Annotated in this window: 15 protein-coding genes; 5 read left to right on the forward strand and 10 right to left on the reverse strand. The window is 71.7% G+C overall.

Annotated features, from left to right (window positions below; all coding sequences use genetic code 11):
• Positions 1-32: 32 nt before the first annotated feature.
• The gene (locus AB0G56_RS04255; protein ID WP_360963379.1) at positions 33-824 is read right to left on the reverse strand and encodes a hypothetical protein; all 792 of its coding nucleotides are present in this window, start codon (positions 822-824) and stop codon (positions 33-35) included.
• Positions 825-1,232: 408 nt separating this feature from the next.
• Here AB0G56_RS04255 and recA point away from each other — a divergent pair, with 408 nt between their 5' ends.
• The gene (gene recA, locus AB0G56_RS04260; RefSeq protein WP_360963382.1) at positions 1,233-2,360 is read left to right on the forward strand and encodes a recombinase RecA; all 1,128 of its coding nucleotides are present in this window, start codon (positions 1,233-1,235) and stop codon (positions 2,358-2,360) included.
• Between the two features lie 3 nt (positions 2,361-2,363).
• Positions 2,364-3,374 (forward strand): recombination regulator RecX, encoded by a 1,011-nt coding sequence (recX, locus tag AB0G56_RS04265; protein WP_360963385.1) that lies wholly within the window; start codon positions 2,364-2,366, stop codon positions 3,372-3,374.
• Between the two features lie 10 nt (positions 3,375-3,384).
• Here the strand turns inward: recX and AB0G56_RS04270 are convergent, their stop codons facing one another.
• The 8 genes from AB0G56_RS04270 to AB0G56_RS04305 form a co-directional block, all read right to left on the reverse strand.
• Entirely contained in the window at positions 3,385-3,798 is a 414-nt protein-coding gene (locus AB0G56_RS04270; protein ID WP_360963388.1) for a rhodanese-like domain-containing protein, read from the reverse strand.
• Positions 3,799-3,818: 20 nt separating this feature from the next.
• Positions 3,819-4,391 carry a cysteine dioxygenase gene (locus tag AB0G56_RS04275; RefSeq protein ID WP_360963391.1) on the reverse strand — a complete coding sequence of 191 codons (573 nt, stop codon included), beginning with the start codon at positions 4,389-4,391 and terminating at the stop codon, positions 3,819-3,821.
• Between the two features lie 138 nt (positions 4,392-4,529).
• On the reverse strand, positions 4,530-4,730 hold the full coding sequence (locus tag AB0G56_RS04280; protein ID WP_360963394.1) for a putative leader peptide: 201 nt from the start codon (positions 4,728-4,730) through the stop codon (positions 4,530-4,532).
• Positions 4,702-6,303 (reverse strand): FAD-dependent monooxygenase, encoded by a 1,602-nt coding sequence (locus AB0G56_RS04285; RefSeq protein WP_360963397.1) that lies wholly within the window; start codon positions 6,301-6,303, stop codon positions 4,702-4,704. Before AB0G56_RS04285 ends, AB0G56_RS04280 begins: the two co-directional genes overlap by 29 nt.
• A gap of 175 nt (positions 6,304-6,478) precedes the next feature.
• Positions 6,479-7,366: an amino acid ABC transporter permease gene (locus AB0G56_RS04290; RefSeq protein ID WP_360963400.1), complete on the reverse strand. Its 888-nt coding sequence runs from the start codon at positions 7,364-7,366 to the stop codon at positions 6,479-6,481.
• On the reverse strand, positions 7,363-8,028 hold the full coding sequence (locus tag AB0G56_RS04295) for an amino acid ABC transporter permease (RefSeq protein ID WP_360963403.1): 666 nt from the start codon (positions 8,026-8,028) through the stop codon (positions 7,363-7,365). The genes AB0G56_RS04290 and AB0G56_RS04295 overlap by 4 nt, the downstream gene beginning before the upstream one ends.
• Positions 8,029-8,104: 76 nt before the next feature.
• Positions 8,105-8,938: a glutamate ABC transporter substrate-binding protein gene (locus AB0G56_RS04300; protein ID WP_360963406.1), complete on the reverse strand. Its 834-nt coding sequence runs from the start codon at positions 8,936-8,938 to the stop codon at positions 8,105-8,107.
• Between the two features lie 300 nt (positions 8,939-9,238).
• Positions 9,239-10,015, reverse strand: coding sequence for an amino acid ABC transporter ATP-binding protein (locus AB0G56_RS04305; RefSeq protein ID WP_360963409.1), 777 nt, complete (start codon positions 10,013-10,015; stop codon positions 9,239-9,241).
• A gap of 296 nt (positions 10,016-10,311) precedes the next feature.
• Here AB0G56_RS04305 and AB0G56_RS04310 point away from each other — a divergent pair, with 296 nt between their 5' ends.
• Both AB0G56_RS04310 and AB0G56_RS04315 read left to right on the forward strand, forming a co-directional pair.
• Positions 10,312-10,998 (forward strand): response regulator transcription factor, encoded by a 687-nt coding sequence (locus AB0G56_RS04310; protein ID WP_360963412.1) that lies wholly within the window; start codon positions 10,312-10,314, stop codon positions 10,996-10,998.
• 9 nt (positions 10,999-11,007) lie between these two features.
• Entirely contained in the window at positions 11,008-12,450 is a 1,443-nt protein-coding gene (locus tag AB0G56_RS04315) for a HAMP domain-containing sensor histidine kinase (protein WP_360963415.1), read from the forward strand.
• A 317-nt stretch (positions 12,451-12,767) separates the two neighbouring features.
• On the opposite strand, the gene AB0G56_RS04320 is transcribed toward AB0G56_RS04315, so the two are convergent.
• Positions 12,768-13,766: a TAXI family TRAP transporter solute-binding subunit gene (locus tag AB0G56_RS04320; protein WP_360963418.1), complete on the reverse strand. Its 999-nt coding sequence runs from the start codon at positions 13,764-13,766 to the stop codon at positions 12,768-12,770.
• Between the two features lie 232 nt (positions 13,767-13,998).
• Between AB0G56_RS04320 and AB0G56_RS04325 the strand changes: the two genes are divergently transcribed.
• Positions 13,999-14,403, forward strand: a complete 405-nt coding sequence (locus AB0G56_RS04325; protein WP_360963421.1) for a MazG nucleotide pyrophosphohydrolase domain-containing protein — start codon at positions 13,999-14,001, stop codon at positions 14,401-14,403.
• The last annotated feature ends 23 nt before the right edge of the window (positions 14,404-14,426 follow it).

Here is a 14,426-nt window from a genome sequence, read left to right on the forward strand (position 1 = left end):
TCCCAGCGGCGGACGCCGTCTCCGTACGCGGCTCAGCGGCTCAGTACCGCCCGGAGTCCGGCGCCGGCGACCGCTGCCGCGTAGGCGCCGACCGCTGCGGTGACGATCCGCACGCGGGCCCGCTCGTCCAGGGACGTGCGCGACAGCAGCCAGGCCAGCGCGGGCAGCACCAGCACGGCGGGCAGACTCACGCCGTGCAACGGCTTGAGCGGAGCGGTCGAGTGGTACGCCGCCTGCTGGTGACCGGTCCGGGTGAGCACCACCCCGCGCGCGATCATCGCGGCACCCGAAGCCGGCGCGACGAGCAGGATCGCGAACCCGGAGCGCAGCGCACGGGCCATCCCCGCGGGTCCCTTCGGAAGGTGCCGGAAGGACGCGAGCGCGCACCCGGTCAGGAGCACCACGAGGACCCCGCCGCCCACGGCGAGCGTCATCGACACCGCCGTGTCGAAGGGCGTCTCCATGTTCAGGTGGGAGGGTACCCGGCGCCATGACTGGAGGGTGATCCCGCCCACCTCGACGACACAGTCGGCGGCGAGGACGACGAGCAGCGCGGCGCGGAGCCGTTCCCCCACACGCAGGTACGACGTGACCCAGGTGAGCGCGATCAGTGTCATCCCGAAGGACAGGCCGAAGGTGACCGGCTTGCGCCAGGACACGGGACCGTCCCACGGGCCGCCGTCGACCGCGAACACCAGCAGGTGGACCAGGCCGGAGAGGACGAGGAAGAGACCGGTGATGTGGCACAGCCGTTCGACGGGACGCAGCGCACGGGCGTGCGCCACCAGGGCCGGCGGGCGCGACGGGAGAGCGGAGACTGCCATGGCGCCAGCCTCCCGAGGGCGCCGCTTCCCGGCGTCGTCCGGGTGAAGGCACCTCGCGTACACCGCGCGGAGTAGCGGAGGGGGCGGAGTAGGCGGGGAGCAGGCCCGAGTCAGGGGCCGGACCACGGGGCGGACCGCGGGCCGGTCCGGCGACGGTGTCCGGCGGTGGGCACCGGGGCCGGGCGTGGAGGGGGCACCGGGGCGGGGCGCGGCGCGCTTGACACAAAAATCGAACATCTATTCTTATGGAGGTTCCGGCGAGGCTCAACCGAGGGGATTTCGCCCGACTTTGGGGTACTACATCCCGTGGTTATCCACAGGCCGGACATGCGTCGAGGCGCATTGTCAGTGGCAGGCGTTAGCGTCTTTGACGTGAAGCGATCGACTCAAGCAAACCGGGTGGAACCCATGGCAGGAACCGACCGCGAGAAGGCGCTCGACGCCGCGCTCGCACAGATTGAACGGCAATTCGGCAAGGGCGCGGTCATGCGCATGGGCGAGCGGTCGATGGAGCCCATCGAGGTCATCCCGACCGGGTCGACCGCCCTCGACGTGGCCCTCGGCGTCGGCGGCCTGCCGCGCGGCCGTGTCGTGGAGATCTACGGCCCGGAGTCCTCCGGCAAGACGACCCTGACCCTGCACGCCGTGGCCAACGCGCAGCGGGCCGGCGGCCAGGTGGCCTTCGTGGACGCGGAGCACGCCCTCGACCCCGAGTACGCGAAGAAGCTCGGCGTCGACATCGACAATTTGATCCTCTCCCAGCCGGACAACGGCGAGCAGGCGCTGGAGATCGTGGACATGCTGGTCCGCTCCGGCGCGCTCGACCTCATCGTCATCGACTCGGTCGCCGCGCTCGTGCCGCGCGCGGAGATCGAGGGCGAGATGGGCGACTCGCACGTGGGTCTGCAGGCCCGCCTGATGAGCCAGGCCCTGCGCAAGATCACCAGCGCGCTCAACCAGTCGAAGACCACCGCGATCTTCATCAACCAGCTGCGCGAGAAGATCGGCGTGATGTTCGGCTCGCCGGAGACCACGACCGGTGGCCGCGCGCTGAAGTTCTACGCCTCGGTGCGCATCGACATCCGCCGTATCGAGACCCTGAAGGACGGCACGGAGGCGGTCGGCAACCGCACCCGCTGCAAGGTCGTCAAGAACAAGGTCGCGCCCCCCTTCAAGCAGGCGGAGTTCGACATCCTCTACGGCCAGGGCATCAGCCGTGAGGGCGGCCTGATCGACATGGGCGTGGAGCACGGCTTCGTGCGCAAGGCCGGTGCCTGGTACACGTACGAGGGCGACCAGCTCGGCCAGGGCAAGGAGAACGCGCGCAACTTCCTGAAGGACAACCCCGACCTGGCCAACGAGATCGAGAGGAAGATCAAGGAGAAGCTGGGCGTCGGCGTGCGTCCGGAGGAGCCCGCCGCCGAGCCGGGCGCGGACGCGGCCGCCTCCGCGGCCACGGGCGACGCGGCCAAGACGGTGCCCGCCCCGGCGACCGCCAAGGCCACCAAGCCCAAGGCCGCCACCGCCAAGAGCTGACCCGTGACACGACGAACGGACTGGCCCGAGTACGAGGACGGGTACGCGTACCCGGCTTCCGGTGCCCCACGGGGGAGGGGCACCGGAGACCGCCTCGGCACCGGCGCGGCCACCGGTCCGGGTGTCCACGGGGACGACGCACCGCACGGGCCGGACCGTGACGCCACGTACCGGAGCGGCGCCTACGGGGACGACGCTTTCGGGGACGGCGCCTACGGGGGCAGCGATACCTACGGACAGGACCCTCCCGACGCCGACGCGTACGGAGGCGGCCCTGACGGAGGCGACGCGTACGGAGGCGACGGGCGCGGTGCCGGTCGGCGCCGGGCAGGGGGCGGCCCACGCGGCGCGGCCGGTCCCCGTACGGATGGCGCACGCCGGGGCGGCTCGCGTGACGGCGGGTCGTACGGCGGGCGCGGGCGTCGTCGGCGGAACTCCGGCGGGACGTCCGCGACGGACGGAGACATCTCTTCCTCGCCGAAGGCCGAACAGGGGGAGTCTCCGGGGGACCCGGTGGAGCGGGCGCGGGCGATCTGCCTGCGCCTGCTCACCGGGACCCCGCGCACCCGCAAGCAACTGGCGGACGCCCTGCGCAAGCGGGAGATCCCGGACGACGCGGCCGAGGAGGTGCTGTCCCGTTTCGAGGAGGTCGGGCTGATCGACGACAGCGCGTTCGCGGACGCCTGGGTGGAGTCCCGGCACCACGGGCGCGGACTGGCCAGGCGCGCGCTCGCCCAGGAACTGCGCACCAAGGGCGTCGACGGCGCGCTGATCGACGAGGCCGTCGGACGGCTCGACGCCGAGCAGGAGGAAGCCACCGCACGCGAGCTGGTCGCTCGCAAGCTGCGTGCCACCCGGGGCCTCGACCGTGACAAGCGCCTGCGCCGGCTGGCCGGCATGCTCGCCCGCAAGGGCTACTCCCAGGGCCTGGCCCTGCGGGTGGTGCGCCAGGCGCTGGAAGAAGAGGGCGAGGACACCGACTTCCTCGGGGGCGAAGGGGGCGAGGGGGAGTGACGCCGATGCCTCAGGGGACGGCCGGGGTCACCACCGGGAGACCGGCCGACCGCCAGGCCTGGAAACCGCCGACCAGGTCGGTCGCCCGGCGCAGGCCGAGCTGGTGCAGGGAGACGGCCGCGAGACTCGACGCGTAGCCCTCGTTGCAGATGACGACGACCCGCAGGTCGTGCCCGGTGGCCTCGGGGAGGCGGTGGCTGCCCCGGGGGTCGAGCCGCCATTCCAGTTCGTTGCGCTCGACGACGAGAGCGCCGGGGACCAGTCCGTCCCGCTCCCGCAGAGCGGCATAGCGGATGTCCACCAGCAGGGCCTCTCCGTCCTGGGCGGCGCTGTACGCCTCGCGCGCCTCGATGCGCACGTAGTCCCGGCGTACGCGCTCCAGCAACTCGTCGATCCCGGTCGGCTCCTCGTTCACATCGCTCACTGCCGGTCCTTTCGCTTCTGTCACTGCCAGTCCTCGGGGCGCTCCACCTGCTCCAGGCGCAGCGTCTGTCCGGAGCGGCTGTAGCGGCGGATCCGGGGCAGCGGCGGGTAGTAGGCGTGCACAGAGACAGCGTGCCGGTCGGTCGACTCGTTCAGCACCTCGTGGACGTGGTGTCGGCCGAAGGCGCGCCCCCGGCCGGTCGGCAGCCGCCGCTCGCGGTCCACGTCGTCGGTGAGTTCCAGGGTCTTCCACCCGTCGGTGGGCAGTCGTGCGGCGAGCGAGTTCTCCGTCAGTTCACCGGCGGCGGTCACGAACGCGCCCACCGAGTCGGCGTGGTCGTGCCAGCCCGTACCGGTGCCGGGCGGCCAGCCGATCAGCCAGGCCTCACTGCCTCCCGGACCGTCCAGGCGGATCCAGGTGCGGCCCTCGGGGTCGAGCGGCAGCGAGGCGATCAGCTCCGCGTCGGCTGCCGCGCGCCGGGCGAAGTCGAGGAGTTCCGCCTGAGTGGGCGGCGCCGTGGTGGCGGGGGCGGCGGGAAGCGGAGCGGAAGGGGCGGAGGCGGCGGGAGCCGGCCCGGAGGAGGAAGCAGACATGTGGACCGTCCTGAAGAGGGTTCGCGGAACGCACGCGAGCGGCCCCCGGAACCACTGCGCGGAGCGGCGCGGTGAACGGGACGGAACAGCGCAGTGGACGCTGTGGCGGCGCGTGCGGAAGGAGAAGAGGGTGCGAATTCAGCAGGCCGGGCGACACACGCAGCCCGCATAGCGGACGAGGTCCATATGGACCCTCCGCCACAGGCGCACATCGGTGTCGGTCACGATGCGGAGTAGACCACGTCGGCCGGAAGCGGTCAACTCACCGTCACCATCGGACCCCGGTGACGGTGAGTGGCCGGCCGGCGCCTCAGCGGGCGCCCGCCTCGGCGCGGGCACCGGCGGGCGCCGTCCCGCCCACGGTGGCCTCGGCCGCGGTGTACAGGTCGGCCGGGCGCACCCCGCTCAGCGCGGTGACCAGGTGCCCGTCGGGGCGTACCAGGAGCACGGTGTGCGGGGCGGCGCCCGGGTAGCTCTCGGCGACCAGCAGCTCGGCGCGGTGCGGCAGCGCGGTCACCGCGGCGGCCAGCCGGGGCATGATCCCGGCGCCCACCCAGTGCCGGCGCTCCCACACCACCGTGCCCGGTGCCACCAGCACCACCAGCAGGACGCCGCGGCCCAGCAGGTCCCGCAGCGGCACGAACGAGCCGTCCTCCGCCGTCACCACCACGTTCGCGACCGGTGCCCCGACGGGCGTGTCGACCGGGGCCTCCGTGTCGAAGCGCGGGGGCGCGAGCGGCGAGTCAGCGTACGCCCCCGGCGCGCCCAGTGCTCCGCGCCCCAGGTGGCCGTCCATGAGGGACGCGTCGTGTCCGCGCGCCGCCCCGGGCACGTAGGACCGCAGCCCGCCGCCCCCGCGCAGCACCGGCAGCAACTGGTCGGCGGCGCGCAGCCGGGAGGCGACGATCGCCCGCCGCTCCGTCTGGTAGCTGTCGAGCAGTGCCTCGTGCGGGCCGTGGTGCCACGCCAGACCCAGCTTCCAGGCGAGGTTGCCGGCGTCCCGCAGACCCTCGTCCAAACCCTGCGTGCCGAACGCGCCCAGCAGGTGCGCCGCGTCCCCGGCGAGGAAGACGCGCCCCGCACGCCAGCGGCGGGCCACCCGGTGGTGGACCGTGTGGACACCGGTGTCCACAAGGTCGTAGGCCGGCGAGGCCTCGCCGGTCCAGCCGGTGAGTGTCTCGCGGATACGGGCGATCAGCAGTTCCGGGGTGACCAGGTCCTTGCCGGGCGGCAGCAGCCAGTCGAGGCGCCAGACGCCGTCCGGCAGCGGACGCGCGGTGATCTCCCCGGCCGAAGGGCCGGACGTCCGCCACGGCGGGTTCCGGTGGAGGAACGCTTCCTCGGGCCGGGGGAGCGCGGTGCGCAGCGCGGCCACGGCGTAGCGCTCGACGGCGGTGCGGCCGGGGAAGCGGATGTCCTGGAGTTTGCGCACGGTCGAGCGCGGCCCGTCGCAGCCGACGAGGTAGCTGCCGCGCCACCAGGTTCCGGCCGTTCCACGGGTGTGTGCGCTCACGCCCGCCGTCTCCTGCTCCACTGCGTCGAGCCTGCTGTCGGTGGCCAGGTCGATCAGCGGCTCATGGGCCACGGCGGCGCGCAGGGCCCCGGTCAGGTCGTGCTGGGTGATGTGCAGCGGCGCGGGATCGGCCTCGCCGAAGGTGATCTCGCCGGTCACCTGCTTGCGCCGCATCGACCACCATCCGGACCAGCGCACCCCGACCTGGCCGAGCGGCACCCCGGCCAGCCGCTCCACGAAGGCGGCGGTGTCCTCGCGCAGGACGACGGTGCGCGCGGCGCGTACCGCCTCCGTGCCCGGGGTCTCGTCGAGTACGACGGACGGCACCTCCTGCCGCGCCAGCGCCAGGGCGAGCGCGAGCCCGACGGGCCCCGCTCCGACGACGATCACCGGATCCACGGCGCGGCGCCCCCTGCCCGCGGCGGTGTCCTGACGGACAGACGTGAACAAACGGTTGGAGCAGGGTGCACGATCACAGAACGTATGCAACCCACTGCCGCTGCTTGCGTCAAGTGACGGGGGCAGCGGTGATCACTCCGCTGCCCCCGTGTGCCGCACGCCGCATGACCGTCCGTCAGGCGGCGACCCCTGTCGACTCCGCGCCCGAGACCGCCGCCGGCGGGAGCACCGCCCCGGTGGACTTCTTGGCGCGCCGCAGCCGGCGCTCCAGCCAGCTCGCGAAGCTGGTGAGGCTGAAGTTGAGCACGATGAAGATGACGGCGACGACGGTGAAGCTGGCGATGGTGTTCGCGCCGTAGTAGGAACTCATCGGGGAGACGGACGCCAGCAGTTCGGGGAAGGTGAGGATCGCGCCGCCCAGCGCGGTGTCCTTCACGATCACCACGAGCTGGCTCACGATCGCCGGAAGCATCGCGGTGACCGCCTGCGGCAGCAGGATCGACGTCATGACCTGGGTCTTGCGCAGGCCGAGGGCCTGACCGGCCTCCGCCTGCCCCTTGGGCAGGGACAGGATGCCCGCCCGGACGATCTCCGCGAGGACCGAGGCGTTGTAGAGCACCAGGCCGGTGACGACGGCGTAGAGCGGCCGGTCGTCCGAGCTGACGTTCGTGTACTGGGCGAACAGCGCGTTCCCGAAGATCATCAGGATCAGCACCGGGATGGCGCGGAAGAACTCCACGATCACGGCGGCCGGCGTCCGGACCCAGGCGTGGTCGGAGAGGCGCGCGATACCGAAGACAGCGCCCAGCGGCAGCGCGATGACCATCGACAGTGCGGCGGCGATCAGCGTGTTCTTCAGGCCCGGCAGGATGTACGTGGTCCACGCCTCGCCACCGGAGAAGAACGGCTTCCACTTCTCCCAGTCCAGCTGCCCCTTGTCGCTCAGGCCCTGGTAGACCCACCACAGGAGTGCTGCCAGGGCGAGAACGAACACGATCGAGTAGACGACGTTGCGCCGTTTGGCCCTGGGCCCCTGCGCGTCGTACAGCACCGAGCCGCTCATCGCTTCACCGCCACCTTCTTGCTCACCCAGCCGAGGATCAGACCGGTCGGCAGCGTCAGGCACACGAAGCCGAACGCGAACACCGCGGAGATCAGCAGCAGCTGTGCCTCGTTCTCGATCATTTCCTTCATCAGCAGGGCCGCCTCGGCCACACCGATCGCCGCGGCCACCGTGGTGTTCTTGGTGAGCGCGATCAGGACGTTGGTGAGCGGGCCGACGACCGAACGGAACGCCTGCGGCAGGATCACCAGCGTCAGCACCTGGGTGAAGTTCAGCCCGAGGGCGCGGGCCGCCTCCGCCTGGCCGACCGGCACCGTGTTGATGCCGGAGCGGATCGCCTCGCAGACGAACGCCGAGGTGTAGGCGATCAGTCCGAGCACGGCCAGCCGGAAGTTGATGGTGTCGAAGTTCTCCGAGCCGAGGCGGACGCCGAGGGTCTGGTTCAGGCCCAGCGAGGTGAAGAGGATGATCACCGTCAGCGGGATGTTCCGCACGATGTTGACGTACGCGGTGCCGAAGCCGCGCATGAGCGGCACCGGACCGACGCGCATGGCGGCCAGCAGGGTGCCCCAGACCAGGGAACCGACGGCCGAGAGCAGGGTGAGCTGCACCGTCACCCAGAAGGCCCCCAGCAGGTCGTAGCCTTCAAGAAAGTCGAACACGATCTCCCGCGCTTCCGCGTGTGGTGGGCCCCGGCGTGCCGCCCCTGGGGGAGCGGCACGCCCGGCGGGCGCTGACTCAGCTCTTGACGTCGCCGATCTTCGGCGCCTGCTCGTACTGGTAGTTCGCCGGACCGAAGTTGGCCTTCACGGCCTTCTCCCAGGAACCGTCCGAGACCATGTCCGTCAGGGCCTTGTTGATCTTGGTCTTGAGGTCGCTGCCCTTCTTGACGCCGATGCCGTAGTTCTCGTTGGTCATCTTGAGGCCGCCCAGCTTGAACTTGCCCTTGAACTGGGCCTGGGAGGCGTAACCGGCGAGGATCGAGTCGTCCGTCGTCAGGGCGTCGATCGCCTTGTTCTGGAGACCGTTCAGGCAGGCCGAGTACGTCGGGTACTTCAGCAGGTTCGCCTTCGGCGCCAGCTTGTCCTTGACGTTCTGCGCCGACGTCGAACCGGTGACCGAGCACAGCTTCTTGCTGTTCAGGTCGCCCGCCGACTTGATCGAGGCGTCGTCGGCGCGGACGAGGACGTCCTGGTGGGCGAGCAGGTACGGGCCGGCGAAGTCGACCTTCTTCTCGCGCTCCGGGGTGATCGAGTAGGTGGCGGCGATGAACTCCACGTCACCGCGGGCCAGCATGGTCTCGCGGTCGGCGCTCTTCGACTCCTTCCACTCGATTTGGTCCTCGTTGTAACCGAGCTTCTTGGCGACATACTTGGCCACGTCGACGTCGAAGCCGGAGTAGCCCTGCGGCGTCTTCTGGCCGAGACCGGGCTGGTCGTACTTGATGCCGATGGCGATCTTCTTGCCGCCACCGGAGGATCCGCCGTCCTTCTTGTCCGAACCGCACGCCGTCGCCGAGACGGCGAGGGCGAGCACGACGGCCGAAGCGGCGGTGACCTTGCGGAGCTTCATGCTGAACTTCCTTTGCTGAAAGGCTCAAGGACCCGGTGCGGAGCCGGGCCCCCCGGCTCGGGGGTGTCGGCGCCGCGGGGGCACGTACGAGAGGCCGGCACGGGTGCCGGAGCGAGCGGCTGACGGGCACCGGCGGGCTGAGCGGACCGGGCGTGCCGGACGGGACCGGCAGGCGCGGTGGTCCGTACGGTCAGAGGTGCGTGCGGTCCGCGGGTGGTGCGTCCATCGGTGGGCGCCTCCCCCCCCCCCCGAAGACGCGCCTCGGTCCGCCGGTGTGCGGTCCGCGGGCGGCGCGGGCCGTCAGTGGTGCAGGATCTTCGACAGGAAGTCCTTGGCCCGGTCGCTGCGCGGGTTGCTGAAGAACTGGTCGGGCGCAGCCTGCTCGATGATCCGGCCGTCCGCCATGAAGACCACCCGGTTGGCAGCCGATCGGGCGAATCCCATCTCATGGGTGACGACGATCATCGTCATGCCGTCCCGGGCGAGCTGCTGCATGACCTCCAGGACCTCGTTGATCATCTCCGGGTCCAGCGCGGAGGTCGGCTCGTCGAACAGCATGACCTTCGGCTCCATCGCCAGCGCCCGCGCGATCGCCACGCGCTGCTGCTGGCCGCCGGAGAGCTGCGCCGGGTACTTGTCCGCCTGCGCGCCCACGCCGACCCGGTCGAGCAGGGTCCGGGCCCGCTCCTCGGCCGCCTGCTTGTCCGTGCGGCGGACCTTGACCTGGCCCAGCGTCACGTTCTCCAGGACGGTCTTGTGCGCGAAGAGGTTGAAGGACTGGAAGACCATGCCGACGTCGGCACGCAGCCGGGCCAGTTCCTTGCCCTCGGGGGGCAGCGGGCGGCCGTCGATCGTGATCGTGCCGGAGTCGATGGTCTCCAGACGGTTGATGGTGCGGCACAGGGTGGACTTCCCGGACCCGGAGGGCCCGATGATCACGACGACCTCGCCGCGGGAGATCGTCAGCTCGATGTCCTGGAGCACGTGCAACGCGCCGAAGTGCTTGTTGACGCTCTTCAGGACGACCAGATCGCCGGTCGAGGCCACGTCTTCCTTGGCCACCGATACTTCGGTCATCGCTTTCAGGCTCCGTCCTCATCGGTTTCGGAGGACAGTAGCCATGCCGCGCGACCAGCGTCATTACATCTGAGGTACATCTGAGCATCACGATCCGATAGCAATCGGACACGTGTCGTAGTACGCCGCACCGGAGCACGTACCGGCTGGATAACGACAGCGGGCGCGCAACCGGCAGCCTCTTGACGACGTCCTCGTCCATCGGCGTGACTGCCATCGTGCATCCACGCGCGCGTGCACACCGCTTCGCTGCACCCGACGTATGACGACATGACGATGAACGGGAGGGGCCCGGGTTGAGACTGCTCCTGGTCGAGGACGACAACCACGTCGCCGCCGCACTGTCCGCGATCCTGGCCCGGCACGGTTTCGACGTCACCCACGCCCGCAGCGGCGAGGAGGCACTGCAGGCACTCGTCCCCGAGGGGGACTGCTTCAGCGTGGTCCTGCTCGACCTCGGCCTGCCCGACCAGGACGGCTTCGAGGTCTGCGGCAAGATCCGCAAGCGCACCAGCACCCCGGTGATCATGGTCACCGCCCGGTCCGACGTCCGCTCCCGCATCCACGGCCTCAACCTCGGCGCCGACGACTACGTCGTCAAGCCGTACGACACCGGCGAACTGCTCGCCCGCATCCACGCCGTCAGCCGCCGCACCGTCCACGAGGACCCGGGCGGGGCGGGCGAGAGCGCCCTGCGGCTCGGCCAGGTCCGCATCGAACTGCCCACCCGGCAGGTGAGCGTGGCCGGGACGGCCGTCCAGCTGACCCGCAAGGAGTTCGACCTGCTCGCGCTGCTCGCCCAGCGCCCCGGAGTGGTCTTCCGGCGCGAACAGATCATCAGCGAGGTGTGGCGCACCAGCTGGGAGGGGACCGGGCGCACCCTGGAGGTCCACGTCGCCTCCCTGCGTTCCAAACTGCGGATGCCGGCCCTCATCGAGACCGTTCGCGGCGTCGGCTACCGCCTCGTCGCCCCGGCCGGGTAGCGGGCCCGGGTGCGCACACGACTGCTGCCGCTGCTGATCGTCCTGATGGCAGCGGTGCTGCTCGCCCTCGGCTTCCCGCTCGCCGTCAGCCTGGCCGCCGGAGAACAGCAGAAGGCCGTCGTCGACCGTATCGACGACACGGCACGCTTCGCCGCCCTCGCCCAGTTCGTCACCGACCCGCCCACCGGCTCCCGCCGCACCGTCCCCGACGAGCGCCTGGAGACGCTCCGACGCGAACTCGCCAGCTACCACGAGGTCTACGGCATCCGGGCCGGCGTCTTCTACCGCACCGGGACGCCCATGGCCAGCGCCCCGGCCGACTGGGCCCTGCCCGCCGAGGGCGAGGTCCGCGCGGCCTTCGACGAGGCCGAGCTGAGCCGCCGCAGCCACGACCCCGAGCAGGTCTGGCCCTGGCAACGGCACTGGCTCGTCGTGGCCTCGCCCGTCATCCGGGACGGTGACGTCGTCGCGGTCGTCGTCACCGACTCACCGACCGGGCAGATGCGTTCGCGGACGCTGCAGGACTGGCTGATCCTCGGTGCGGGCGAGACCGTCGCCATGCTGGTCGCCGTCGGCGCGGCCCTGCGGCTGACCGGCTGGGTGCTGAAGCCCGTACGGGTGCTCGACGCCACCACCCACGACATCGCCACCGGACGCCTCAAGTCCCGGGTGGCGGTGGCCGGCGGCCCGCCGGAACTCAGGAGGCTCGCCCGGTCGTTCAACGAGATGGCGGGCAACGTCGAGGACGTCCTGGAGCAGCAGCGCGCCTTCGTCGCCGACGCCTCCCACCAACTGCGCAACCCGCTCGCCGCGCTCCTGCTGCGCATCGAACTGCTCGCCCTCGAACTGCCCGAGGGCAACGAGGAGATCGCCTCGGTCCGCACCGAGGGCAAGCGGCTCGCCCAGGTCCTGGACGACCTGCTGGACCTGGCGCTCGCCGAGCACGCCGAAGCCGACCTCCAGCTCATCGACATCGGGGAGCTGACCGAGGAGCGGGTGGCCGCCTGGTCGCCGGCCGCCGAGGCCGAGGGGGTGCGGCTGGTGGGGGAGTGCCCGGCCACCACGGCCTGGGCCGACCCGGTGGCGCTGTCGTCCGCGCTGGACGCGCTGATCGACAACGCGGTGAAGTTCACGCCGGAGGGCGAGCGCGTCGAGGTGACCGTCTCCGGGGGTGGTGACACCTCCACGGTGGTGGTCGCGGACCACGGCCCCGGCCTCACCGACGAGGAAATGGCCCGCGTCGGCGACCGGTTCTGGCGCAGCGGCCGCCACCAGAACATCAAGGGCTCCGGGCTCGGCCTGTCCATCTCCCGCGCGCTGCTCGCGGCGGGCGGCGGCTCCCTCGCGTACGCGGCCCACCGCGCCGAGGAGCCGCGCGGGCTGAGGGTGACGGTGACGGTCCCCAGGACGGACCCCCGCCCACGGCCGCGCATCGGCCTGCCGGGGGACTGAGGGGGCCGTGGACCTACGGGGCGGGGACCTGGCGGTCACGCGGCGCGCCGGGAGGGGGCCGAGGGCGCGTGGACGTGCCGGGGCGAAGGTCTGGGGGGCTGCGGGCGTGCCGGGGCGGGGACCCGAGGGTCCGTGGGCGTACCCGGACGGGACCTGTGCATCACCCTCGGCCCCGCCGCGGCGAGGGCGCGACGGTTCCTGGGCGTGCCGGAACGGACGCCTTGCGGTCCGCGAGTGTGCCGAAACGGAGGCCTTGCGGTCCGAGGGTGTGCCCGGGCGAGGGCCTTGCGGTCCGCGAGTGTGCCGGGACGAGGGTCTCAGGGCTTGACGGAGCGGTAGTAGCGCCGGGCCCCCTCGTGCAGGATCAGCGGGTCGGTGTAGATCGCGGTGCGCAGGTCGACCAGCTGGGCGGAGTGGACGTGGGCGCCGATCTCGTCGCGGCTCTTGATGACGGCCCGGGTCAGCCACTCGGTGAGCCGCGGATCCACGTCCTCGCGGGTCATGAGCAGGTTGGACACGGCGATGGTCGGCACCGTCGAGCCGTCCTGCACCGCCGGATACGCCGACTCCGGCATGTTGGTCGCGCGGTAGTAGCGCGTGGCGCCGCCCTCGGCGTGCAGCCGGGCCACCAGGCCGGCGTCGATCGGCACGAACCGGAAGGCGAACTTCGAGGCGAGCTGCGTGAGCCCGTCCGTGGGCAGCCCGCCCGACCAGAAGAACGCGTCGATCGCGTGCGTACGCAGCCGGCCCGGTCCGGTGTCGATACCGTCGGCCATGGGCCGGATGCCCGTGTGCGGGTCGATACCGGCGGCCTTGAGCACCCGCTCCGCGATCAGCCGGACGCCCGACTCCGGCGGCCCGACCGCCACCCGCCTGCCCCGCAGGTCGGCCACCGAGCGGATCGGCGAGTCACGCGCCACGACGAGCTGCACGTAGTCGTCGTAGAGGCGGGCGACGCCGCGCAGCCCGGCCGCGCCCGGACCGTGGTCCAGGACGTACGTCTCCACCGCGTCGGCCGCGGCGATCGTGAAGTCGGCCTTGCGGGTCGCCACACGGCTGACGTTCTCCTGTGAACCGTCGCTGGTCAGCAACCGCACCTTCAGGTCCGGCATGTCCTTGGCGAACGCGGTGCGCAACCGCACGCCGTACTCGTGGTAGACGCCGCGCGTGGTCCCCGTACTGAAGGCGATCGTCCCCGTCGGCGGGCTCTCCCTCCACGGCAGGAGCCACCACAGCAGCAGTCCGAGGACCACGGCACCGACGGCCGCGCCCTGCAGACCACGGCGTCTGCCGACGGAGGGGAACAGCTTGGACATGCGCGCGATCCTGCCAGCCGGGTGCGGAGCTGACCAGGCCCGTGTGCCGCGCCGGGGTCCGAGAAGACGGACGGTGGGTCCTCCAGGGGGCGTGGAGGGCGGCCGGCGGGATTCGGGGGGCGGGGAAGGCGGCTGGTGGGACTCCGGGGGAGCCGGGCGGCACGGCCTTCGGAGGGGTGCGGCCGCGGTCGCGGCCGGTCCGGCTGTCGGAGGCGAAGGTTAAAGTCGCCGCATGAGTTCCTCGCCCGCCGACCTCGTCCGTCAGTTCCACCGGGCCTTCGGGCTCGACGTCCGCAGCACACCGGCCCAGGTGCCGCCCGAGCTGGCGGAACACCGGGGCGAACTGCTCGCCGAGGAGGCGGCCGAGGTGGCGGAGGTCTCGGTCGACGGCCCGCTCGACCGGCTGGCGCACGAACTGGCCGACGTGGTGTACGTGGCCTACGGCACGGCGCTGGTGCACGGCATCGACCTCGACGAGGTGATCGCGGAGATCCACCGCTCGAACATGACCAAGCTCGGCCCCGACGGCCGGATCGCCCGCCGCGCCGACGGCAAGGTGCTCAAGGGGGATCACTACGAGGCCCCGGACGTGGCGGCGGTGCTGCGCCGCCAGGGCTGGAAACCCGAGTCCGCCTGACCTGTTCCGGCACTGCCCCGGCG

The sequence above is a fragment of the Streptomyces sp. NPDC021356 genome, assembly GCF_040641015.1.
In the GTDB taxonomy this organism is placed as follows: domain Bacteria; phylum Actinomycetota; class Actinomycetes; order Streptomycetales; family Streptomycetaceae; genus Streptomyces.

Excerpts from the sequence above, each read along its gene's own strand:
- AB0G56_RS04255 (WP_360963379.1), bottom strand. The coding sequence starts at position 824 with ATGGCAGTCTCCGCTCTCCCGTCGCGCCCGCCGGCCCTGGTGGCGCAC.
- recA (WP_360963382.1), top strand. The coding sequence starts at position 1,233 with ATGGCAGGAACCGACCGCGAGAAGGCGCTCGACGCCGCGCTCGCACAG.
- AB0G56_RS04275 (WP_360963391.1), bottom strand. The coding sequence starts at position 4,391 with ATGTCTGCTTCCTCCTCCGGGCCGGCTCCCGCCGCCTCCGCCCCTTCC.
- AB0G56_RS04290 (WP_360963400.1), bottom strand. The coding sequence starts at position 7,366 with ATGAGCGGCTCGGTGCTGTACGACGCGCAGGGGCCCAGGGCCAAACGG.
- AB0G56_RS04300 (WP_360963406.1), bottom strand. The coding sequence starts at position 8,938 with ATGAAGCTCCGCAAGGTCACCGCCGCTTCGGCCGTCGTGCTCGCCCTC.
- AB0G56_RS04305 (WP_360963409.1), bottom strand. The coding sequence starts at position 10,015 with ATGACCGAAGTATCGGTGGCCAAGGAAGACGTGGCCTCGACCGGCGAT.
- AB0G56_RS04320 (WP_360963418.1), bottom strand. The coding sequence starts at position 13,766 with ATGTCCAAGCTGTTCCCCTCCGTCGGCAGACGCCGTGGTCTGCAGGGC.
- AB0G56_RS04325 (WP_360963421.1), top strand. The coding sequence starts at position 13,999 with ATGAGTTCCTCGCCCGCCGACCTCGTCCGTCAGTTCCACCGGGCCTTC.